23 protein-coding genes are annotated in these 22516 nt (G+C 30.7%); 22 read left to right on the forward strand and 1 reads right to left on the reverse strand.

All coding sequences use genetic code 11. The annotated features are described in order from the left end of the window. The first annotated feature begins 319 nt into the window (after positions 1–319). The 13 genes from RSD37_RS11645 to rho all read left to right on the forward strand — a co-directional run bounded on the left by RSD37_RS11645 (position 320) and on the right by rho (position 14441). Entirely contained in the window at positions 320–556 is a 237-nt protein-coding gene (locus RSD37_RS11645) for a Veg family protein (RefSeq protein ID WP_346933334.1), read from the forward strand. Positions 557–782: 226 nt separating this feature from the next. After that, positions 783–2345 carry an SPOCS domain-containing protein gene (locus RSD37_RS11650; RefSeq protein ID WP_346946913.1) on the forward strand — a complete coding sequence of 521 codons (1563 nt, stop codon included), beginning with the start codon at positions 783–785 and terminating at the stop codon, positions 2343–2345. A 139-nt stretch (positions 2346–2484) separates the two neighbouring features. Continuing rightward, on the forward strand, positions 2485–3327 hold the full coding sequence (ispE, locus tag RSD37_RS11655; RefSeq protein ID WP_346946914.1) for a 4-(cytidine 5'-diphospho)-2-C-methyl-D-erythritol kinase: 843 nt from the start codon (positions 2485–2487) through the stop codon (positions 3325–3327). 183 nt (positions 3328–3510) lie between these two features. Continuing rightward, complete coding sequence (locus tag RSD37_RS11660) at positions 3511–3711, forward strand: CLC_0170 family protein (RefSeq protein ID WP_346946915.1); 201 nt, start codon at positions 3511–3513, stop codon at positions 3709–3711. Between the two features lie 34 nt (positions 3712–3745). Next, positions 3746–5206, forward strand: a complete 1461-nt coding sequence (locus RSD37_RS11665) for a spore germination protein (RefSeq protein ID WP_346946916.1) — start codon at positions 3746–3748, stop codon at positions 5204–5206. Between the two features lie 28 nt (positions 5207–5234). Then, entirely contained in the window at positions 5235–6338 is a 1104-nt protein-coding gene (locus tag RSD37_RS11670; protein WP_346946917.1) for a GerAB/ArcD/ProY family transporter, read from the forward strand. Further along, positions 6328–7512 (forward strand): Ger(x)C family spore germination protein, encoded by a 1185-nt coding sequence (locus tag RSD37_RS11675; RefSeq protein WP_346946918.1) that lies wholly within the window; start codon positions 6328–6330, stop codon positions 7510–7512. Before RSD37_RS11670 ends, RSD37_RS11675 begins: the two co-directional genes overlap by 11 nt. A gap of 208 nt (positions 7513–7720) precedes the next feature. Then, complete coding sequence (spoIIR, locus tag RSD37_RS11680; protein ID WP_346946919.1) at positions 7721–8500, forward strand: stage II sporulation protein R; 780 nt, start codon at positions 7721–7723, stop codon at positions 8498–8500. 219 nt (positions 8501–8719) lie between these two features. Continuing rightward, positions 8720–9745 (forward strand): D-alanine--D-alanine ligase family protein, encoded by a 1026-nt coding sequence (locus RSD37_RS11685; RefSeq protein WP_346946920.1) that lies wholly within the window; start codon positions 8720–8722, stop codon positions 9743–9745. Between the two features lie 173 nt (positions 9746–9918). Then, positions 9919–10902: a tRNA 4-thiouridine(8) synthase ThiI gene (locus RSD37_RS11690; RefSeq protein ID WP_346946921.1), complete on the forward strand. Its 984-nt coding sequence runs from the start codon at positions 9919–9921 to the stop codon at positions 10900–10902. A 148-nt stretch (positions 10903–11050) separates the two neighbouring features. Next, on the forward strand, positions 11051–11470 hold the full coding sequence (locus tag RSD37_RS11695; RefSeq protein ID WP_346946922.1) for a DUF1934 domain-containing protein: 420 nt from the start codon (positions 11051–11053) through the stop codon (positions 11468–11470). A 133-nt stretch (positions 11471–11603) separates the two neighbouring features. After that, positions 11604–12530, forward strand: a complete 927-nt coding sequence (locus RSD37_RS11700; protein WP_346946923.1) for a sigma 54-interacting transcriptional regulator — start codon at positions 11604–11606, stop codon at positions 12528–12530. A 345-nt stretch (positions 12531–12875) separates the two neighbouring features. Continuing rightward, entirely contained in the window at positions 12876–14441 is a 1566-nt protein-coding gene (gene rho, locus RSD37_RS11705) for a transcription termination factor Rho (RefSeq protein WP_346946924.1), read from the forward strand. Between the two features lie 147 nt (positions 14442–14588). Here the strand turns inward: rho and rpmE are convergent, their stop codons facing one another. Continuing rightward, positions 14589–14798 carry a 50S ribosomal protein L31 gene (gene rpmE / locus RSD37_RS11710; protein WP_346946925.1) on the reverse strand — a complete coding sequence of 70 codons (210 nt, stop codon included), beginning with the start codon at positions 14796–14798 and terminating at the stop codon, positions 14589–14591. Positions 14799–15121: 323 nt separating this feature from the next. Here rpmE and RSD37_RS11715 point away from each other — a divergent pair, with 323 nt between their 5' ends. From RSD37_RS11715 to upp, 9 genes are all read left to right on the forward strand, one after another. After that, the gene (locus RSD37_RS11715) at positions 15122–15715 is read left to right on the forward strand and encodes a thymidine kinase (protein WP_346946926.1); all 594 of its coding nucleotides are present in this window, start codon (positions 15122–15124) and stop codon (positions 15713–15715) included. Positions 15716–15902: 187 nt separating this feature from the next. Further along, complete coding sequence (locus tag RSD37_RS11720) at positions 15903–16811, forward strand: DUF1385 domain-containing protein (protein ID WP_346946927.1); 909 nt, start codon at positions 15903–15905, stop codon at positions 16809–16811. A gap of 22 nt (positions 16812–16833) precedes the next feature. Then, the gene (gene prmC / locus RSD37_RS11725; RefSeq protein ID WP_346946928.1) at positions 16834–17685 is read left to right on the forward strand and encodes a peptide chain release factor N(5)-glutamine methyltransferase; all 852 of its coding nucleotides are present in this window, start codon (positions 16834–16836) and stop codon (positions 17683–17685) included. 76 nt (positions 17686–17761) lie between these two features. Beyond that, entirely contained in the window at positions 17762–18838 is a 1077-nt protein-coding gene (prfA, locus tag RSD37_RS11730; RefSeq protein WP_346946929.1) for a peptide chain release factor 1, read from the forward strand. Between the two features lie 32 nt (positions 18839–18870). Beyond that, complete coding sequence (locus RSD37_RS11735; RefSeq protein WP_346946930.1) at positions 18871–19464, forward strand: hypothetical protein; 594 nt, start codon at positions 18871–18873, stop codon at positions 19462–19464. A 37-nt stretch (positions 19465–19501) separates the two neighbouring features. After that, on the forward strand, positions 19502–20245 hold the full coding sequence (locus RSD37_RS11740; protein WP_346946931.1) for a ZIP family metal transporter: 744 nt from the start codon (positions 19502–19504) through the stop codon (positions 20243–20245). A 29-nt stretch (positions 20246–20274) separates the two neighbouring features. Further along, positions 20275–21324, forward strand: a complete 1050-nt coding sequence (locus RSD37_RS11745) for an L-threonylcarbamoyladenylate synthase (RefSeq protein ID WP_346946932.1) — start codon at positions 20275–20277, stop codon at positions 21322–21324. 15 nt (positions 21325–21339) lie between these two features. Further along, positions 21340–21789: a ribose 5-phosphate isomerase B gene (gene rpiB, locus RSD37_RS11750; protein ID WP_346946933.1), complete on the forward strand. Its 450-nt coding sequence runs from the start codon at positions 21340–21342 to the stop codon at positions 21787–21789. 20 nt (positions 21790–21809) lie between these two features. Next, a complete protein-coding gene (gene upp / locus RSD37_RS11755) occupies positions 21810–22439 on the forward strand; it encodes a uracil phosphoribosyltransferase (protein WP_346946934.1) in 630 nt (209 codons plus the stop codon). Positions 22440–22516 lie beyond the last annotated feature (77 nt).

The following is a 22516-nucleotide window of genomic DNA, read 5'->3' on the forward strand; positions in this document are numbered from 1 at the left end:
AAAGGCTAGATAAAGTTTATTTAGCTTTTTTAGTTGTTTAAAGAAAAAGCTATAATAAAATTATAGAATTAGGGGGTATATGTGAATATTCTAAAAATTAATACACATACTAATGTCAAGTTGTGTTACATTCATTATATACGAATAACTGACATAATATCACTCAATCAAATAAATACATAAAAAATTAATGAATATTTAACATTGACAAAGGTTAATAAAATATTGTAAAATAGTTGGTTTGCTTGACATAAATGCTTCTTCCTGTTAAAATATAGTTGGAAGCCTTTATGGGAATATTAGAAAGAGGGTGTCTACTGTGAAAATAGGAAATGTATTGACGACGATAAAAAAAGATATCGAAGGTCATGTTGGCGAAAAAGTGACATTAAAGGCAAATGGTGGAAGACGTAAAATTGTAGTAAATGATGGAGTTTTGGAAAAAACTTATGACAGCATATTTGTGATTAGGTTAGATAGTAGTTCGCAACGGACTGTTAGTTATAGCTATAGTGATGTACTAACAAAGACTGTGCAACTAGTTTTTGCCGGATAATATAAAGAGACATTCTTAATAAGGATGTCTCTTTTATTTTATTTAAAGTAGAAAACTTAGATTAGAGTTAAGTGAGACTAATATTTAATTCTAATTTAGATATCTTAAGTTGTAGCCAAGTATGACAAAGTATAAAAGAAAAATAAAAATAAAATAAAATAAATAGTTATATTTCATGACCTTCTCATATATAAATTATTAGTAGGTATTTTTAGGAGGGAAAGTTATGGATTTGGATTTAATAAAGGACTATATAGAATATGAACAATCTATTGCTCAAAATGACACAAAGATGTTTGTAAAGGAAGAGTATGTTATACCTGATACGCTACCGGATGTTGATGATATACTAATGTTAGATGTGAAACCTATGATAACTAACAAAGAAGTTGGAACAGATAAAGTTAATTTAGAAGGTCAACTTCAATATACAATTCTTTATATGGCGAAGGATGGAGGAGCTACTGAAGCCCATTCTGTTATATATAATGGCAATATGTCTGAGTCTATTGATATGATTGGTGCTCAACCCAATATGTACTGTGATGTAGAATTAAGCATTGAACATATGGATTGTGTTATTATCAATGAAAGGAAGATCGCTATTCAAGGGTTTATTGTTTGTAAATGTAATGGATACAACATAAACTCTTTTGAGATAGTTAAGGATGTACATGAAGGTAAGGATATTCAATTCTTAAAAAATCCAATGACCGTAGATAAGGTTATGGAGCCAATTGAGACTGAGTTACTTGGAAAAACTGAAGTTAAAATTGATATGGATAAAAATGAATGTTTAAAGGTTGTAAAATATAATATATCAATTGGTAAAAAAGATGTTAGAGTATATGATGGTGGTCTTAAGATAGAGGCAATGGCTAATGTTTCTATTTTATATAAGGGTAAGAATGGAAGAGATTTATTCTGTGTTTCAGAAAATGTACCTCTATATAAAGAGGTTACTGTTGATGAGTTGAAGCCAAACATGGAATACTTTACTGATTTTTGTGTTCAATCCTTTGAGTATGATGTTAGACAAGATGATATGGGTGAGAATAGAATAATAGATGTAGAGTTTATTTTAAAGGCTACAACTCATGTAATGTATAAAGAGGAAGTAGAAGTAATACAAGATGGCTATTGTCCTACAAAATTATTAAATATGGATGTTAAGGAAAATAACATCAATGTTATACAAGGTCATGGATATAATGAGTGTCTAGTAAAAGGTGATATAGATGTTAAAGATGATGAATTAAAAGCTAGTAAGGTTATAATGACTACAGGAACTGTATGTATAACAGATAAGAGTGTTAAGGATGATAAAGTAGAAGTGGAAGGATTATTAAAGGTTTGTGTATTATATTCAACTGAGGATGAAGAAAGATATTTAGTTACTTTGGATGAAGATATTCCATTTAGTTGTAAAGTTGATATAGCAGGTACAAAACCAAATATGCACGCTTCTACTAGTGTTTCTTTGGAGATGATAGAAGGAAGCTTGGAGGCTGGAAATATTTCAATAAGGGCTGTTGTTAAAGTTCACTGCAAGGTATATTATACTATTAAAAATAAATTTGTAGTTAATATGTCTATCAATGAAGGGCAAATACCAGCTAAAAAAGCAAGTATAATAATATATGCAGTTCAACCTGAGGACACACTTTGGAGTATTGCAAAGAAATATCTAACCACAATGGATGAAATTGTGGCTATTAATGAACTAAGTGATGGTGAAGATGTTAAGCCATCACAAAAATTAATTATACCAGGTAGAGCTGTAGTTTAATGGGATTGTCTCAAATTTGGTTATGTTTTAAATCAAATTTGAGACGGTCCTTTTTATTATTTTTTAATATTGATAGGATAAATTTCTTGACGAAGATTATTAAAAGGATTATTCTCATTTGTAGTGAGGTGTATGAATTATGAAGATAAAGGCTTATGGAAAGATAAATATAGCTCTTGATGTAATAGGAAAAAGAGAAGATGGATACCATCTTTTAAGAATGATTATGCAAACCGTTGATATATATGATGAGTTGACTTTTGAACCTGAAGATCAGGGTATACATATTACTAGTAATAAGGAATTTGTGCCAACAGATAGTAGGAATTTAGTTTATAAAGCTATAGATTTATTTTGTGATACCTATAATGTAGAGAAGGCTATAAGGGTTCATATAGAAAAGAATATTCCTGTAGAAGCTGGTATGGCAGGTGGAAGTACAGATGCAGCAGCAGCGCTAAAGGCTATGAGGGATTTATACAAAAAAGAGGTTGCAGATGAAGAGCTTATGGAATTAGGAGTTAAAATTGGAGCAGATGTACCTTATTGTATTAAGGGGGGAACAGCTCTCTGTGAAGGAATTGGAGAAGTTATAACTGCATTGGAGCCTTTTAATGATAAGATATTAGTTGTAGTTAAACCCAATTTTGGAGTATCTACAGTTCAGACTTATAAAAACTTTAAGTTAGATAAGGTCGATGAACACCCTGATGTCGATGAACTTATACAAGCAATGAAGAGGGCTGATTTAAAATATGTAGCTAATAATATGATGAATTTACTTGAACTTGTTACAATAAAAGAGCATAAAGAAATTAAGGATATAAAGAAGTTTATGCGTAGTGAGGGTGCAATAGGAGCTATGATGAGTGGAAGTGGACCTACAGTATTTGGTTTCTTTCAAAATATAAATGTAGCAGAAAGTTGTGCAGAAAAGTTAAAGGCAAATTATAGAGAAGTTTTTGTTACGAAGACTATTTAAAATATTTAATAAGAGCACGAGCCGAATTGGTTCGTGTTCTTATTTTTTGATAAAGTCGGTTTATTTAATCTGTATGGGCAAAACTCTTCAATGCATATAATTCATATTAGAAGGTAAAACTAAATTGGAGTTAAGGTGTAAAAGCTACATTGATTTCTAAATTAAGATTTAAGGGGGATAATTATGCTAAAAACTTTAATAGAGAGATTTGATATTTACTTGATCATTCTAGTTTTAATAACAGGGTATATGCTTGTAATTGGAGATGTTAGGTATTTTTCAAGAGAAGATAAGAAAAAAGCGAAAAAGCAAAGTTTAGGTATAGGCATAGCTATGATGGTAATTACCGTAGGTATGTATATTGTAAGATGGATATGGCTTTAGCCTAGTGGAAAATATGAGGGAAGGAGCTGATTATATGAAGGGAAAAGTACGTGAAAATATTTCCCATAGCACAAAAGAAAACATGAATTACCTTAAAGAACTATTTAATGACACATCAGATATAGTATTTAGAGAATTTAAATTTGGTGAAATTCTTTGTGGTGTAGTTTATATAGATGGGATGGCAGATAAAGAACTATTAAATGATTTCCTACTTGAACCTATGATGAATATGGGAGGAAAGGTTACTAACCCTAAAGAAATAAAGGATAAGATTATAGCTATATCTGATATGAAAGAAATTGATAAGCTAAGTGATGGTGTTAACTCGATTTTGTCTGGAGAAAGCTTGGTTTTAATAGATAATCTATCAGGAGCGTTAACGGTAGCAAATAGAAGCTGGCCAAATCGTGGAGTAAGTGAACCTTCAGGAGAGACTGTAATAAGAGGTTCAAGAGAAGGGTTTACAGAGACCATAAGGTTTAATACTGCTCTTATTAGAAGAAGAGTTAGAGATGTTGGTCTAAAAATTGAAGCAAGACAATGTGGGGTTAGGTCAAAAACTGATATGGCAATAGTTTATATAGATGATATTGTAAATACTAATGTTTTAGAAGAACTTAAAACTAGATTAGATAGAATAAATATAGATGCTATTTTAGATAGTGGATATATAGAACAGCTTATAGAAGATAATGAAAAAACTCCATTTCCCCAGGTTCAGAGCACTGAAAGACCAGATGTAGTAGCAGCAGCTTTATATGAGGGGAGAGTAGGAATAATAGTAGATGGATCACCTTTTGTTTTAATTGTTCCATCAGTACTTGTGGACTTTTTTCAATCACCAGATGATTATTATACAAGTTGGATAAGTGGAACAATTGTAAGGTTTATTAGAGTGATTGGAGTAATGACATCTTTAATTTTACCTGCTTTATATGTGGCGGTGACTACGTTTCATTCGGATCTTATACCGACAAAGCTTGCATATGCTATAGCTGCATCTAGGGAAGGTGTACCATTTGCTGCTTATGTAGAAGTATTGCTTATGGAGGCTAGTTTAATATTTTTAATTGAAGCTATTATTAAACTTCCTAAGCCTGTAGGCTCGACAATTGGTATCGTAGGAGGTCTTATTATGGGGCAATCTGCAGTTACCGCGGGACTTGTAAGTCCTATAATGATTATTGTTTTAGGGGTTACAGCTATAACTACATTCTTAATGCCAAACTATACAATAACATCGGCATTTAGTTACTTTAGAATAATGATTATTATTCTTTCTGCCGTATTTGGGTTATATGGAATAATGTTAGGCGTAATATTCTTATTAATTCACTTAACTAGAATAAAAAGCTTTGGAATACCATACCTTGCACCTGCGGTAGATTTAATTTCCAGTGACTTGAAAGATTTATATGTGAGAATGCCTCTTAAGAACTTCAAGGAAAGACCTAAGTTTTTAAAGCCAAGAAATAATGTAAGACAGAAGTAGAAAGAATTATCCTAGCGGAGGGTATATTATGGAAAAAAAAGGTTTTATCGAAGAATTTGCATTGTTTGCAAGTCTTTCTGTTTCAATGATCGGGGTAGGGATTTTTTATGCACCGGCTATAGTATCCACATATGTTGGACCAGATGGGTGGATATCTGCGATTATTACAGGCATTGCAATTTGTATTATTCTTCTTTGTATACACAAATTAATAAAATTGAATAACTATAAAGATGTAACATTTATACTTACAGATATTTATGGAGGGATTCTAGGAAGAGTGATTTCTTTCGTATATTCAATGGTTATAATAGTTGTACTCTCCCTTTCACTTAGGGTTTTTTGTGAAGTTATAACCATGTATCTTTTGGTGAATACACCAACTGAAGTTATTATAATAACATTTATATTTATAGGAATGTATCTAAGTCGAGGCGGTCTAGCTAATGTAGTACATTTTAATGAAATTGCATTTTGGGTAATGTTTATACCTCTAGCTATAATACTATTACTAACTTTACCAGAAGCAGATTTCAAAAATTTATTACCAATAGGTACATCATCATTTAAAAACTATGTTATGTCTAGTTTTGAAATGTTGTTTTTATTTAATGGATTCTCAATTGCTTTTATATTAATTCCTTATGTTAGAGAGAGAAATAAGGTGGGTAAAATATTAAAGATAAGTAGCAGTTTTGTGGGGGTATTTTATTGTATAATTTTTGTTTTAGTATCTGCAACCTTGTCACCAACACAAACTTCAGATAGTATATTTCCAACAATAACTATGCTTCAATCCATAAGTTCAAGAAGTGGAATTTTAGAAAAGTGGGATAGTCTTGTTATGGCATTATGGGTTATATTTTACTTTACATCCTTCGCAAATATTTATTACTTTGCATCCTCTATACTGAAGGATGTATTTAAAATAGGTGACATTAGAACAGCATCTATGATATACGTACCTATAGTATATTTAGCAACTATGTTTCCTGAGAATATTTTAGAGGTTAGGAATTTAAAATTTAGCTATTTAAGGAGTGGATTCATTGGAACAATTATAGTAGTTATAGCAATGACTTTAGTCATAAGTTTTATTAGAAGAAATAGGAGGGGTAGGAATGAAGAATAAGATAGTGAAACTTATTCCAGTATTACTATTTTCATTACTCCTTACTGGATGTTGGGATAACGTAGAGATTGATAGAAAGGCTTTTGTATCAACTATAGGGATAGATGTAGGAGCTGATATTGAACATAAGAATGAGTTAATAGGTTCACAGAATGAAAACTCTGATATAAAAGGAAACTATAAAGAGTTTAATATTCTACAGGTAACCTATGGATTTCCGGATATAAGGAATATGGAAAAACAAAACGGTTCAGCAGAAGAACTTTCTATAACTGTTAATGGATATTCTATGACAGATACTTACTTTAAGGCTTTAGCTAAAAGTAGTAGGAGCCTACATTTTGGCCATAGTAAGCTATTACTTCTTAGTGAGGAATTATTTAAGTATCCAACGTTAATACAGGAAATAACTGATTATATTCAAAGAGAGCCAAACCTCAATAGAACTATTATAATGGCGGTAGTAAAAGGAAAATCAAAAGATTATATTCAGTTAAAACCTACTATGGAAGCGAATATAGATAGTTATATAACGGCTCTTATGGGTAATAGTAGTAAAAATGGAGTTGTTTCACCGGTAACATTGACTAAGTATATTGATATGATAAAGACATATAATGCAGGTGTTTTACCAGTGTTTTCATTAAAGGGTGAAGATGATATAGAGCTTACAGGAGTTGCAATAATTGAAGATTCTTCTATTAAGGATTATTTAAATAATAATCAGGTTACGGATATTCAAATATTAAAAGGAGATATTGGATCTTGTAGAAAGTCAATAAATGAAAATGGTCATCCTGTAGACTATTATATAAAAAGTGTAAATACAGATTTAGATATAAGTTATGAAAACAATAAGCTACACTTAAATTATAAAGTAGATGCAGAAGGTTCCTTAAAAGGGTATTATACAGATTCAGAGGTGTTAGATAGTGATGCTATAAATAAAATTGAAGAAGAGTTTAATATATCTATGGAGAAGGAGCTGGAGGAAACATATAGGTTTGTTATAGATGAATTGAATATAGATTTATTACAAGTAGGGAGTAATGTTAGGAGATACCATAGAGGAATATGGAAGGAGGTAGAAGATAATTGGATGGAGGTTCTTAATGATGCTGAAATATCTATTAGCGTGAATAATAATATAAGAACAGTTGGAATCTCTAATTAGTAGGTTGAAAACAATTTAGCAATTATGTAATCTTGGATTTAAACATAAATTGTGCAGAATTACAAATTAGGAGTGGGAGTTAAATTTATATTAGATAAATGTTAATAATATAAATTTAACAAAAATATATTTTAAAAAGTGAATAGAACTTGTCCAAGTGGTAACAATTAAGATATGATTCAAATTTAAGTTTTAGGAGGAAGAAAACATGAAGAGATTTATATCTATTGTTGTTACCATTTTTATTATGTTTATACTTGTTTTTGAAGTAGGGGTAGTGGGAGTGACTAATACTGCAACCGCTCAGAGCAATGAAAAGGAAATTACCATAGAAGAAATTTCAAGTAAGTTAATTAGATTTCATGTCATTGCAAACAGTGATAGTGAAGAGGATCAAGCCCTAAAGCTTAAGGTGAGAGATGCTGTTTTAAAGTATGTACAACCTTTACTAAAGGATAGTAAAGATATAGAAGAATCTAGAAGGATATTAAAAAGGGAAGATAAAAAAATTATAGAAATAGCAAACAAAGTTGTAGAAGACAATAGTTATAATTACTGTATAGAGTCTACTTTAACTAAAGAATATTTTCCCGTTAAGACTTATGGAAATATAACATTACCACAAGGTGAGTATGAAGCTTATAGAATAATAATAGGAACTGGAGAAGGTCAAAACTGGTGGTGTGTAATGTTTCCACCTATATGTTTTGTAGATATTACTAGAGGTGATGTTGCCTATGAAGAGACTGAAGAGGAAATGAAGAGAGTGCTTGATGATGACGAATATAATATGGTTGATAATGATATAAATAATGAGGTTGAAGAGGTTGAAGAGGTTGAAGAGAGTGAAGAGAGTGAAGAGATTGAACATGATACAAATAAAGAAGTCGATAAAAAAGATGATAGTAATATAGTTGATAATAGCGAAGATGACAATATAGTTATTAAGTTTAAAATAGTAGATGTATTAAAAACTTTATTTAAATAGGAATATATACTTTTGTAGATGTGTTAAGTTATTGAAAACTACGGTAGAATATGGTTATGGATATAGATATAATGAAATTTATTTAAAATATTAAATTAATATTGAATATAGTAGTGAACATAGATAAAATATAAAGAGTATAATTTATTTATGTTCACTATTCATTTTAAAGATGAATAGATTGTACAAAGGATAAAATTATTGTTAGGAGTGATAATAATGAAAAAGAATATAGCAATACTATTTGGTGGACAATCAACAGAACATGAAGTGTCTAGGGTATCTGCCACATCTGTTTTAAATCATATAAACAAAGATAAATACAATATATTTCCAATTGGGATAACTAAGGATGGCAATTGGTTTCAGTACAAGGGAAACTTTGATAATATAGCTAGTGGAAAATGGGAACAAGATGTTGAAAATAAAGTAGATGGTGGAATAGATATACTTTTAAACAAGCAGGTAGACGTAGTATTTCCGGTTCTTCATGGTATGTATGGTGAAGATGGAACTATGCAAGGATTCTGTAAACTCTTAAAGTTGCCATGCGTTGGACCTTCTGTAATGAGTTCAGCTGTTTGTATGGATAAGGTATATACAAAATATTTACTTGAGCATGAGGGAATAAAGCAAGCTCCTTATGTAGTAGTTAACACTTTTGAATATGGTATAAAACCAGAAGGATTTATAAAAGAAATTGAGGATAATCTTGGATATCCTTGTTTTGTAAAGCCAGCTAATAGTGGTTCATCTGTCGGAATAACAAAGGCTCATGATAGACAGAATCTTAAAGATGGACTCATAGAAGCATTAAAGCATGATAGAAAGGTTCTTGTAGAAGAAGGATTAAATGCTAGAGAGATTGAGGTTGCAGTACTAGGAAATGATGATCCTAAGGCTTCTATTGCTGGGGAGATAATTCCGACTAAAGAATTCTATGATTATGAAGCTAAATATAAAGATGCAACATCTAAGCTTTTAATACCAGCAAATCTAAGAGACAAAGAAATGAATACAATTAGAGAACTAGCAGTTAAGATTTATAAAAAATTAGATTGTGCAGGCATGGCTAGAGTAGATTTTCTTGTAGACAAGGAAACTGGTGAGGTATACTTAAATGAGGTTAATACTATTCCGGGATTTACAAGTATAAGTATGTATCCTAAGATGTGGGAAGCTACAGGTCTACCATATAATGAATTAATTGATAACTTGATTGAGTTTGCTATTGAGAGAGGTTAGTATATAACGATTATTATTAACCATTGATTACAAGTTGATACTGATTCAAAAAAAGAGTAAAATTAAGTGTGCGTTATATTGAAAATCGGGATAATGGAATCAAGAGAATATAATTAGATCATGTATACAAAAGATTATAATATAAATACTAAAAAGTTAGGTGGAGAAATTTTATGACAAGAGCGTTAGCCATGGTTTCAGGTGGATTAGATAGTATTCTTGCAGCAAAGTTAGTTAAAGATCAAGGGATAGAGGTTATTGCAATATGCTTTAAATCTCACTTTTTTAACGAAGAAAATGCAAAAAGAATGACAAAACAAATAGATGTTCCTTTAGAGGTTATAGATTTTAGTATAGACCACTTTGAAATGGTTAAGAATCCTAAAAATGGTTATGGAAAGAATATGAACCCATGTATAGATTGTCACGCTATGATGATGAAATATTGTGGAGAACTTTTAGAGAAGTTAAATGCAGACTTTATAATTACGGGAGAAGTTTTAAATCAAAGACCTATGTCTCAGAATAGAAGTGCTTTAGATAGAGTGAAGAATGAAAGTGGAATTGGACATAAAGTACTTCGTCCTCTTTGTGCTAAGAACCTTGTTCCAACAGAGATGGAGGAAAATGGACTTGTAGACAGAGAAAAACTTTTAAATATCCAAGGAAGATCTAGAAAGGTTCAAATGGAACTTGCTAAGGAATGGGGGATAACAGAATATCCATCGCCAGCGGGTGGATGTAAATTAACAGAACCAAATTACTCCATTAGACTGAAGGAACTTTTAGACCATAACCAACAACCAGAAGAGAGAGAACTTGAATTACTTAAAGTTGGACGTCATTTTAGGGTTACTCCTAATGCTAAGGTTATTTCTACAAGAACTCAAGATGAAGGAGAAACAATTAAAGATCTTCTTAGAAAAAACGATACAATATTTTTAGTGCAGGACTTTAATGGATCTATGGTTGTAATTGTAGGAGAAGCTACAGATGAAGTTATTTCTATTGCCGGGAAGATTGCTATAAGATACAGCAAAGGAAAAGATGAACCTAAGGCTATCGTAAAGTACTCAACATTTGGAAGTCAAGACCATGGTGTAATAGAAGAAACTTGCGCAACTGATGATGAAATAAATAAGTATATTGTAGGATAACTTTATAATAGAGTCATATAATCTACAAGGTTTATGTGAGATAAGTTTAAGCCTACATATAGGATGTAATTTTTAGATTATAACCTTAAAATAATAAATGTTACATATAATTAATGATATATTTTAAGGTGGAATAGGGGTATGTGTTATGGAGCGAGACGCTATAATTAGTGTAAGTAGCATACAAAATCATGATGAAAATGAGTGTATAGAAATTGTTAGTCCAGGAACATTTTCTAAAGAAGATGATGAGTATATTGCGACATATGAAGAAACAGAACTTTCAGGATTGGGAGATACATTAACAACTTTTAAAATAGGAAAAAATTATTTTAATCTTATTAGAGAGGGAGACGTAAATACTAATATGGAGTTTAAGAATGGAAGTAGTTCATCTATTCTGTATAATACACCTCATGGTGGATTGTGTCTTAGGGTTAAAACAAATAAGGTGCATATAGATGTAAATGATAATGGTGGGAAAATAAATGTTGATTATGATGTGATTGTAGCAAAAGATCATATTATAAATACCAAACTTATAGCCAATATAGTGGTAAAGGAATAATAATAAGTAGTGATTTGTTTTTAACTAGTATAGTAAATTATAAGATGAAGTAAAAATATATATTGCTAACATAAAAGCTATGCACAAGTTATATGGTGCATAGCTTTTATTAAAGTTTAGGAGGGGAAGATGTGTGTATAGCTTTGAGGATATTATTGGGTGTAGTGACGAAATAAAGAGAGTTAAAGAGTTGGGAATGAAGATTTGTAACTCTGCATCTCCAATTTTTATATATGGAGCTACAGGTACAGGTAAGGAGTTAGTAGTACAATCGATACACAATGGGTCCATAAGAAGAAAAAAACCTTTTATAGCTCAAAACTGTGCTGCAATTCCTGAAAATCTATTGGAAAGTATATTTTTTGGCGTAGGAAAAGGTGGATTTACGGGAGCTATAGAATCAGAGGGATTGTTTGAACTTGCAAAGGGTGGAACTCTTTATTTAGATGAACTTAATTCTATGGACATAGCGTTCCAAAGTAAAATTCTTAGAGTGCTTCAGGAAGGAGAATTTAGGCGGGTTGGAGAAACTAATACTAGAAAAACAGATGTAAGGATAGTAGCATCGGTTAATGAAGAACCAGATTTTTTAGTGAAGAGTAATAGATTAAGAAAGGATTTATATTATAGACTTAATGTAATAAGAGTTAATATGCCTGTGTTAAATTCTCGTAGGGAAGATATACCATTGCTAATAACAAGTTTTATAGATAGGCTAAATTATAAACTTGGGACAATGGTTAAAGGAATAAGTAATGAAGCTCTTAACGTATTAATGAAAAAAAATTACGATGGAAATGTAAGAGAGCTTGAACATATAATTGAAGGAGCTTTAAACTTTAAAAGAGAAGGGTTTGTTGAAGTAGATAATTTAGGTTTAGATGGTGTGAAAGAAAATACATCTTTAAGAAAAAAGATGGAAATGATGGAAATTGAATATATAAAGGAAGCATTATTAATTTATAATTACAATGTAAGTAGTGCAAGTAGGTTTTTAGATGTACCAAGACAAACTCTTCAATATAAAATACGTAAATATAAATTAGATAAAGCCTTATAGGTTAGTATATAATTCGAATAATATGGTAATAATAACAAAAGTTATTTAAATTTACCATTTGAATATTATATATCATTAACTAGAGTAAGCGAAACATTTTTAAGCTTTATCATAGATTTTTCTATTATTTAGTGTATACTTATATCAGTAAAAGGTAGAAGATAGTATCCTCGCCTAAGCTAATTAAAGTACTGTAACTTATGTAAAAGAATTAAGTCGTTTTTTAGTTGAAAGTTTCATTAAAAGTTTCATATAGTAAAATTGCAAGTCAAATTACACATCTATAAATATTCCCATAATATATAAATACAAATACAACATAGATATTGATTAGGAGGTGATCCTTTGAATAATGAAGATTTACATAGCATGAATGTTATAGAATTGAAAGGTATTGCAAAGGAATTAGGAATAAAAAACGTTACAAAATTTAAAAAGAGCGAATTAATTGATGAAATTAAAAGGGTATCACTAGAAAAAACTGAAGAAGAATCATATGAAATAGATAAGAAGTCTAAAGATATGAGAATGGAGCCTGCTCAGATTGAAAAGTCAGGGGTTATACTTCAAGAGAAAATTACTAAGAAAGAAACAGAGAATACAGTAGTATGGTCTGAGAATGAAGATAAAGATGAAGATAATATAGTAGATCGTGAGAATTCTTTATATGATGAATCTGATAATAAACCTACAGATACAGAAGTAAGCAAGGAACTTACATTGAAAGAAAGAATTGAAGCCATGGAAGAGAAGCGTGAAAGGTTAAAGAGTTTAATAAGTGAATCTGAAACGGCAAAAGGTGTATTTGAACTTAGTGATAATGCAAATTTTGGACTACTGAGAATGAATAATTACTTGAGTGGTAATGATGATATATATGTTTCTATATCTCAGGTTAGGAGATTTAATCTTAAGACTGGTGATGAGGTTGAAGGTAGAGTGAGAATGTCTAAGGATGGGGAGAAGTATAAAGCTCTACTACAGGTTATAAAGATTAATGGAGAAAATCCTGAAAAGGCTGTAGGAAGAGTTCCTTTTGAAAGGTTAACACCTATATATCCTACAGAAAGATTAAAGCTTGAAACTGAGAATTCTAAGGATCTATCAACTCGTATAATGGATATATTAGTGCCAATTGGTAAGGGTCAAAGAGGAGTAATAGTTGCACCTCCAAAGGCTGGAAAGACATCTATCCTAAAAAAAATTGCTCATAGCATTGCGGCAAATCATCCTGAAGTTAAGGTTATAGTACTTCTAATCGATGAAAGACCAGAGGAAGTTACTGATATGCAGAGATCTATAGAGGGCGATGTGATTTACTCTACCTTTGATGAAGAACCAGAACACCATGCTAAGGTTGCTTATATGGTACTTGAGAGAGCTAAGAGAATGGTGGAACAAGGACAAGATGTTATAATACTTTTAGATAGTTTGACAAGACTTGCAAGGGCGTATAATTTAACAATAACAAGAACTGGTAGAACCTTATCAGGAGGATTAGATACTGGTGCATTACTTATGCCTAAGAAATTCTTTGGTGCAGCTAGGAATGTTGAAGAGGGTGGAAGTTTAACTATTCTTGCTACAGCACTAGTTGAGACTGGGAGTAGAATGGATGACATGATTTTTGAAGAATTTAAGGGTACTGGTAATATGGAAGTTCATCTTGATAGATTACTACAAGAGAGAAGGATATTCCCAGCAATAGATATTTATAAATCTGGAACTCGTAGGGAAGATTTATTGATTACAAAATCTCAGTTAGAAGTTAGTTACAACATAAGAAAGACTATGTATAAGGCGGGCAATCCTCAAGTAGTTACAGAAAAGCTTTTAGGATTATTATCTAAAACAGAAAATAATGATGAGTTTTATGCGGTTGTATCAAAGAATCAAGAATTATTAAGGTAGGCATATATGATATATAAACTACCCTATAGTTAAAATGAATATAAAAAAGGAAGTACCATTTTAATCTGGTACTTCCTTTTTTATAAAGCTAATGTTTAACATAAAAAATAGGAGAAGTAAACTTCTCCTAAGTAAAAATATATATGATTATTCGCTTTTAAGGTTGAATTTTTTCATGAACTTATCAACTCTTCCACCAACATCAACATTCTTTTGCTTACCTGTGAAGAATGGATGACATTTTGAACAAATATCAACTTTTAATTCTGATTTAACAGAACCAGTTACAAAAGTATTTCCACATGCACATTTAACAACAGCTTCATTGTTAAAGTTTGGATGTATTCCTTCTTGCATTACATTTCACCTCTTTCGATATTACATATATACCCGTATTATCAACTACTAGATTATAGCATAGTTGATAATATGGGTCAATAATAAAATCTATATTAATCAATAGGAATATAAATGAAAAAAATTAAGTTTTAATAAATACAATATGTAAAGTTAATTGTCAATGTAAAAAGTCTTTAATAGAAGATGCTTTAGTATTTTAAATATAAATAGACTAGATAAAGAAAATAAGAAATTACACATAATATTAATTTGATTAATCATAGATTTTCTAATAAAATAGGAGTATATAATTAATCAATAGACTTTGGAGGAATATTACTATGAGTAAATTATATTTTAGATACGGAGCAATGAATTGTGGAAAGTCTACAAATCTTCTTCAAGTGGCTTATAATTATGAAGAAAGAGGAATGAAGACTATAATTATAAAGCCTAAAACAGATACAAAAGGTGGAAATAAAATTGTATCTAGATTAGGATTTACAAAAGAAGTAGATTTAAGTTTTGGTAAAAGTGAAAATATATTTACTTCTGTGCAAGATTTCATAAAAGATAATGGTTATGTTCACTGCATATTGGCAGATGAGGTTCAATTTTTTACAAAGCAGCAGATTGATGAAATGTTTAAGATTGCAGTAATATTAGATATACCAGTAATATGCTATGGACTAAGAACAGATTTTCAAATGGAGGGGTTTGAAGGTAGTAAAAGACTTCTTCTAATAGCTCATAGCTTAGAAGAACTTAAAACAATTTGTAAATGTGGTAAAAAGGCTATATTAAATGGAAGAAAAATTAATGGAGAGTTTGTATTTGAGGGAGATCAAGTAGCTATTGATAAAGAAGATAATGTGGAGTATGAATCACTTTGTCCTCAATGTTACTTTAAATATAAAGGGGATTTTTTATTATAATATGAGTTTTAATTCATACATAATGTAGGGTGTATATGTATTTAAAGTTATTGTTTAATTTAAAGGTAAAGAATTAAATTGTAATAGAAGGAACGAGGATTTGGTAATCTGTAAAAATTGAAATATGTGATAAATAGATAGTAATGAAGTGGTGACTTTAAAAATAAAATGAGAAGTAGGTGATGAAATGAAAAAAAATACAACAGTAGGGGGTCAGGCGGTCATTGAAGGAGTAATGATGAGGGGCTCTAAAGGGCTTGCAACTGCCGTGAGACTGCCAAATGGAGTGATTGAGGTAAAAAAAGAAGCGAGTATAAGTTTAGTAAAGAAGAACAAATTTTTGGGACTTCCTATTATAAGAGGATTTATATCTTTGATAGAATCTTTAATAATAGGTATGAAGAGCTTAGAGTATTCTGCGTCATTTTTTGAAGATGAAGATGAGCCTGAGTCTAAATTTGATAAATGGTTTGATAAGAAATTTAAAGATAAAGGAAGTAGCGTACTAATGGGAATATCATTAGTAATTTCCCTAGTGTTTTCGGTATTACTATTTTTTATTTTACCAACAGTATTAACTAGTATAATGAAAAAAGTTGTGACCTCAAATCCTTTAATTTTAAATATAATAGAAGGTGTAATAAGGGTTATAATATTCTTATCATACATTTTCTTTGTAGGAAAACTTGAAGATATTAAAAGAGTTTATCAATATCATGGAGCTGAACATAAAACCATATTTTGTTATGAAAGTGGAGTTGAATTAACACCTGAAAATGCACAGAAATTTGGAAGATTTCATCCAAGGTGTGGAACTAATTTTCTTTTCCTAGTTATGGTTATAAGTATAATTATATTTTCTTTTACAGGGTGGCAGTCAATAGGACAGAGAATAATATCAAGAATACTATTATTACCATTAGTTTCTGGAATAACATATGAAGTTATAAAGTGGCTTGGGAAAAGTGATAGTAAGATATCTAGATTTATTGCATGGCCAGGATTACTTTTGCAAAAGATAACTACTAATGAGCCGGATGAATCTATGCTAGAAGTAGCTATAACATCATTGAAGGCTGCGGAAGGTATAGAATGAATTAAAGTAAAAGAGGAATAATATGAATATAAACGAAGCATTAATTAAAGGCTATCAAATATTAAAAAATTCAAATATAGAGTCATACATTATAGATACACAACTATTATTATGTAAAGTTTTAAAAGTAGAAAAATTGTATATAATTATGAATAGAACAGAAGTTTTACATGAAGAAACTGAAGAAAAGTTTTTTTGGCTTATAAGTAAAAGAAAAGAGAAAATGCCTATGGCATATATTTTAAATCAAGTAGAGTTCATGGGTATTAATTTTTATGTAAAATCAGGTGTATTAATACCACGTCCAGATACAGAAATTTTAGTAGAAGAATGCATTTCTATTATAAAAGAAAATAATTTAAGTGATATATGTGATATGTGCTGTGGAAGTGGAGCCATAGGACTTTCAATTGCTAGTTATGTTAAGGATAGTAAGTTATGGCTATATGATATAAGTTCAGTAGCACTAGAAGTTACAGAGAAGAATACTAAAACTTTAGGTTTACATGAAAGAGTAAAAATAAATAAAAGCGATTTATTTATAAAAGCTAAGCAAGAAGGATTAAAGTTTAATATGATAGTGTCCAATCCACCATATATTAGGGAAGTGGTGATTCCAACTCTCATGGATGATGTAAAGGATTATGAACCACACATTGCTCTATCGGGTGGAAATGATGGACTAAATTTTTATAGAAGAATATGTAGAGATGGGAAAGTATTACTAAATGAAAATGGTTATATGTGCTTTGAAATAGGACATGACCAAGAGCGTGAGGTAAAAATTATTATGAAAGAACAAGGATTTCAAGATATATACAGCTTAAAAGATTTGAGTGAAAATCATCGTGTAGTTATAGGAAAGTTACCATAAATCATATTTTTATGGTATAATTGAATGATGTTAAAAAATAGAGATTTACGATTAAATTACGGAGAGTGTTATATATATGTTAGAGAGATTAGATTTTTTAGAAAACAAATATGATGAATTATCAAATATGATTGGTGACCCAAGTGTAATGACTAATCAGAAAGAATGGCAAAAGCTTTGTAAAGAGCATGCTGAACTTGAGATAATAGTTAATAAATACAGAGAATATAGAGATGCAGAAAACTCACTTGCAGAAAATAAAGAAATGTTAAATGATGAATCAGATAGAGAAATGAGAGAGATGATTCAAGAAGATATTAAGGCATTAACAGAAACTTGTGAAAGAGCTAAAGAGGAAATAAGGATATTATTATTACCGAAAGATCCTAATGATGATAAAAACGTATTTATAGAAATAAGAGGTGGAGCAGGTGGAGACGAAGCAGCTCTGTTTGCAGCTAACTTATTTAGAATGTATACAAGATATGCAGAACGTAATAGATGGAAAGTTGAAATGATGAGCTCTAATGAAACTGATATCGGTGGATTTAAAGAAGTTGTATTCATGGTTAAAGGTGATAAAGCATATAGTAAGCTTAAATATGAGAGTGGTGTACATAGAGTTCAAAGAGTTCCAGATACAGAATCTAGTGGTAGAATTCATACATCAACAGCTACAGTTGCAGTACTTCCAGAAGTTGAAGATGTAGACTTAGATATAAATATGAATGATATAAAGGTAGATGTATTTAGAGCTTCAGGAAACGGTGGACAATGCGTTAATACAACGGATTCTGCAGTAAGAATGACTCATTTACCATCAGGACTTGTAGTATCATGCCAAGATGAGAAATCACAGCTTAAAAATAAAGAAAAGGCTCTAAAAATATTAAGATCAAGACTATTTGAAGCTGCAGAGGCGGAGAGAGCTAAAGGGATAGCTGACGATAGAAAAAGCCAAGTAGGTACTGGAGATAGAAGTGAAAGAATAAGAACATATAACTATCCACAAGGAAGAGTTTCAGACCATAGAATAGGATTAACTCTTTATAAGCTAGAAGCATTTTTAGATGGAGATATAGATGAAATGCTAGATGGATTAATAACTACAGACCAAGCTGAGAAGATGAAGGCAATGGGTAATGGTATTTAAGGTTAAAATGTTGTAAGGTGGAGGGGTATTACATGGATATAGATAAAGTCTTAAAGAAGCAGAGAAAATCTTATAAAAGGTTTATGCTATCTATGGGCTTTATTTTTCTGTTATTGCCCATAGTATTATCTTTAACTAAAAAATTTAATGTATTTTTTATTGGATATCTTTGTGTTATAGAGATATTAATATTATCAGCAGTGTTGATAAGATATAATGAAGAGTATCTTAAGTTTGAACTAAATGAAAACAAGATAACCATAGCTACTGTTGGTGGAAGAATTAGATATAATATTTCCTATAATAATGTAGCAATGGTTCACACAATACTACAAGAAAGATATTTTGAAATACTTATTATAACAAAGTCTCGGTTTAGAAATAAGAGAATGAGGGTTGTTACCAATAAAGTAATAGAAAAGTATCAAGGAATAGGTAGACATTATGCAAAAATAAAAATGCCTAATGATGGAGATTGCTATTATTTTATAGTAAAAAGAGGCGGAGTTAAAAAGTATCTTTTACTTGATATGCTTTTTAAATACTGTGTAGGAGCTGTGTTTACAGAAAATGCTATAGAGAATATAAAAGAGTATAGAAAATCGAATAAAATACATAATTCATAAATATATTTCTATGAAGTAATATTTTTATGGAGGAGTTATGAATAGTACAATATTTGTAATAGGGATATTTTCTGCTGTGGTATCTCTTATAGGAACTATGGTAGGAGCTTTTATTGGTGTATCATTGAGAAATCCTACAAACAGATTACTAGGAATCTTATTATCTATAGCTACAGGTATAATTATATCTATAATTTTCTTAGAACTTATACCGGAATCAATTAATAAGATAGGTTTTGTTAGAAGTCTCTTAGTTATAATTGTTGGAATACTGGTTATATATTTCATAGATTGTATGATTAAAGTTGGTAATAATAATGGTATAAGTTCAGGTATGGCAAATCATACAAAAGTAGCTATTTTAATGGCGTTAGGACTTATGATGCATAATTTCCCAGAGGGAATTATAATGGGTTTTGGATTTGTAAAGGGCTCAGGACTGGGAATAAAGATGAGTGTACTTATATCAATTCATGATATTCCGGAAGGAATAGCTATGGCAGCACCATTAATAGCAGCGGGTAAAAAACCATTAAAGATTTTATGGTATAGCTTTTTAGTTGCATTTCCTACAGTAATAGGAGCGTGGATAGGTATACTTCTTAATTCTATATCTGGAGTATTTTTAGGATATAGTATTGCTTTTGCTAGTGGAATCATGATTTATGTAGCCTTTGGACAAATGCTTCCTGAAAGCAATGAATTGCATAGTAGTTATACAAATGCAATGTGGATTATACTTGGGATTATATTTGGATTTGTAATGATAAATTTATTTTAAGATAGTATTAAAGTAGGTGGAAGAACAATATGGAAACAAAAGTTGTGATGTTAAGTGAGAAAACTTTAGATGAAAATGTTATTAATGAAGCAGGCTGTATTATAAAAAAGGGTGGTCTTGTAGCATTTCCTACAGAAACAGTATATGGATTAGGGGCAAATGCTTTAGATTCAAAGGCTGTAACTAAGATATTTATAGCAAAGGGTAGACCTCAAGATAATCCACTTATAATTCACGTTGCTGATTATGACATAGATTGTTATGTTAAAAATGTATCATCAGTAGCACGGAAAGTAATGAAGAAGTTCTGGCCAGGGCCGATAACAATAATACTTGAGAAGACAGATTTAGTTCCAGATGTAACTAGTGCAAATTTAGATACGGTGGGAATAAGGATGCCACAAAATAATATTGCAATAAGTCTTATAAAAGCTGCAGGAGTACCCATAGCTGCACCTTCAGCAAATATTTCAGGCAGACCTAGTCCTACAGATATGGATAGTTGTGTTGAGGATTTGTATGGGAAGATTGATTGTATACTAGGGGGAGAAAATAGTATGGTTGGTATGGAATCTACAATAGTAGATTGTACTACAACTCCGATTTGTATATTAAGACCGGGAGCAATAACTCTTGAAATGTTAAAAGAAATAGATAAAGAGGTTTATATAGACCCATGTATATTATCTAAACCAAAGGATGACTTTAAACCTAAGGCTCCGGGTATGAAATATAGACACTATGCACCTAAGTCACCAGTGAAAATAGTTCAAGGTGATATAAATAAAGTTGTTGCAAAAATTAATGAAATAGTATTAAATTATATTAAACAAGGTAAACATGTTGGTATTATTGCTACAGATGAAACTAAAGAATGCTATAAAGATGGAACTGTAGTTTCACTTGGAGAAAGATGTCATATGGATGATGTAGGAAAAAATCTATTTAGAGTGCTAAGAAGTTTTGATACTTTAGATGTTGACGTAATACTTTGTGAGGCCTTCGAAGAAATCGGAGTTGGAATGGCAATAATGAATAGATTAAAAAAGAGTGCAGGATTTGATATCCTAGAAGTATAATCAGGAGGGATAAAAATGAGAATAGCAATAGGAAGCGACCATGGTGGATTAAGATTAAAGAAGGATGTAATTAGACACTTAGAAGGAAAAAACATCGAAGTTAAAGATTATGGTACATACACAGAGGAGTCTTGCGATTATCCAGAATATGGACAAAAGGTAGGAGAGGCAGTAGTTGCTAAAGAATGTGATCTTGGGATTTTAATATGTGGCACAGGAATTGGAATCAGTATAGCTGCAAATAAAATACCAGGGGTTAGAGCTGCACTTTGTAGTGATACCTTCAGTGCACATGCGACTAGAGAACACAACGATGCAAACATCCTAGCTATGGGAGAAAGAGTTGTGGGGCCAGGACTTGCATTAGATATAGTTGATGCATTTTTAGGGGCAAACTTTGAAGGTGGAAGACATGAAAATAGAGTTAACAAAATTATACAAATAGAAGAAAAATATAGTAGATAATCTTAGGAGGAGAAAAATATATGAGTAAAGTTACAGAAATCAATCATCCATTAATATTACATAAGTTAGCGTTCATGAGAGATAAAAACACAGGGTCTAAATATTTTAGAGAGTTAGTTGAAGAAGTTGCAATGTTAATGGCATATGAAGTTACAAGAAATATGCAGGTAGAAGATGTAGAAATTGAAACTCCGATATGCGTTACAAAATGCAAGATGCTTGCAGGTAAAAAGGTAGCTATAGTTCCAATACTAAGAGCTGGACTTGGAATGGTTGATGGAATACTTAAACTTATACCAGCAGCTAAAGTTGGTCATATCGGTATGTATAGAGATGAAGAAACTTTAATGCCGGTAGAATATTTCTGTAAATTACCTCAAGATATAGAAGAGAGAGATATTATAGTAACTGACCCAATGCTTGCAACTGGAGGTTCAGCTATAGATGCAATTAACGCTCTTAAGAAAAGAGGAGCTAAAAATATAAGACTTATGTGTCTTGTAGGAGCGCCAGAAGGAATAAAAGCTGTTATGGAAGCTCATTCAGATGTAGATATATATTTAGCATCAATAGATGAGAAGTTAAATGAAAGTGGGTATATAGTTCCTGGTCTTGGAGATGCTGGAGATCGTTTATTTGGAACTAAGTAGTATAATATAAAATATATTTAGGTTATGACTGAGTAAACTATCTCGGTCATAACCTTTTTCAATTTATAATGTATATA

Source organism: Clostridium sp., assembly GCF_036646415.1.
Lineage (GTDB): Bacteria > Bacillota > Clostridia > Clostridiales > Clostridiaceae > Clostridium_J.

Bases quoted from the DNA above. Each gene is read 5' to 3' on its own strand.
- rpiB (WP_346946933.1), top strand. From the start codon at position 21,340: ATGAGAATAGCAATAGGAAGCGACCATGGTGGATTAAGATTAAAGAAG.
- RSD37_RS11670 (WP_346946917.1), top strand. From the start codon at position 5,235: ATGGAAAAAAAAGGTTTTATCGAAGAATTTGCATTGTTTGCAAGTCTT.
- RSD37_RS11745 (WP_346946932.1), top strand. From the start codon at position 20,275: ATGGAAACAAAAGTTGTGATGTTAAGTGAGAAAACTTTAGATGAAAAT.
- RSD37_RS11650 (WP_346946913.1), top strand. From the start codon at position 783: ATGGATTTGGATTTAATAAAGGACTATATAGAATATGAACAATCTATT.
- RSD37_RS11665 (WP_346946916.1), top strand. From the start codon at position 3,746: ATGAAGGGAAAAGTACGTGAAAATATTTCCCATAGCACAAAAGAAAAC.
- prfA (WP_346946929.1), top strand. From the start codon at position 17,762: ATGTTAGAGAGATTAGATTTTTTAGAAAACAAATATGATGAATTATCA.
- RSD37_RS11690 (WP_346946921.1), top strand. From the start codon at position 9,919: ATGACAAGAGCGTTAGCCATGGTTTCAGGTGGATTAGATAGTATTCTT.
- ispE (WP_346946914.1), top strand. From the start codon at position 2,485: ATGAAGATAAAGGCTTATGGAAAGATAAATATAGCTCTTGATGTAATA.
- RSD37_RS11695 (WP_346946922.1), top strand. From the start codon at position 11,051: ATGGAGCGAGACGCTATAATTAGTGTAAGTAGCATACAAAATCATGAT.
- RSD37_RS11660 (WP_346946915.1), top strand. From the start codon at position 3,511: ATGCTAAAAACTTTAATAGAGAGATTTGATATTTACTTGATCATTCTA.
- prmC (WP_346946928.1), top strand. From the start codon at position 16,834: ATGAATATAAACGAAGCATTAATTAAAGGCTATCAAATATTAAAAAAT.
- RSD37_RS11715 (WP_346946926.1), top strand. From the start codon at position 15,122: ATGAGTAAATTATATTTTAGATACGGAGCAATGAATTGTGGAAAGTCT.
- RSD37_RS11685 (WP_346946920.1), top strand. From the start codon at position 8,720: ATGAAAAAGAATATAGCAATACTATTTGGTGGACAATCAACAGAACAT.
- RSD37_RS11720 (WP_346946927.1), top strand. From the start codon at position 15,903: ATGAAAAAAAATACAACAGTAGGGGGTCAGGCGGTCATTGAAGGAGTA.
- RSD37_RS11740 (WP_346946931.1), top strand. From the start codon at position 19,502: ATGAATAGTACAATATTTGTAATAGGGATATTTTCTGCTGTGGTATCT.
- upp (WP_346946934.1), top strand. From the start codon at position 21,810: ATGAGTAAAGTTACAGAAATCAATCATCCATTAATATTACATAAGTTA.
- spoIIR (WP_346946919.1), top strand. From the start codon at position 7,721: ATGAAGAGATTTATATCTATTGTTGTTACCATTTTTATTATGTTTATA.
- rpmE (WP_346946925.1), bottom strand. From the start codon at position 14,798: ATGCAAGAAGGAATACATCCAAACTTTAACAATGAAGCTGTTGTTAAA.
- RSD37_RS11675 (WP_346946918.1), top strand. From the start codon at position 6,328: ATGAAGAATAAGATAGTGAAACTTATTCCAGTATTACTATTTTCATTA.
- RSD37_RS11735 (WP_346946930.1), top strand. From the start codon at position 18,871: ATGGATATAGATAAAGTCTTAAAGAAGCAGAGAAAATCTTATAAAAGG.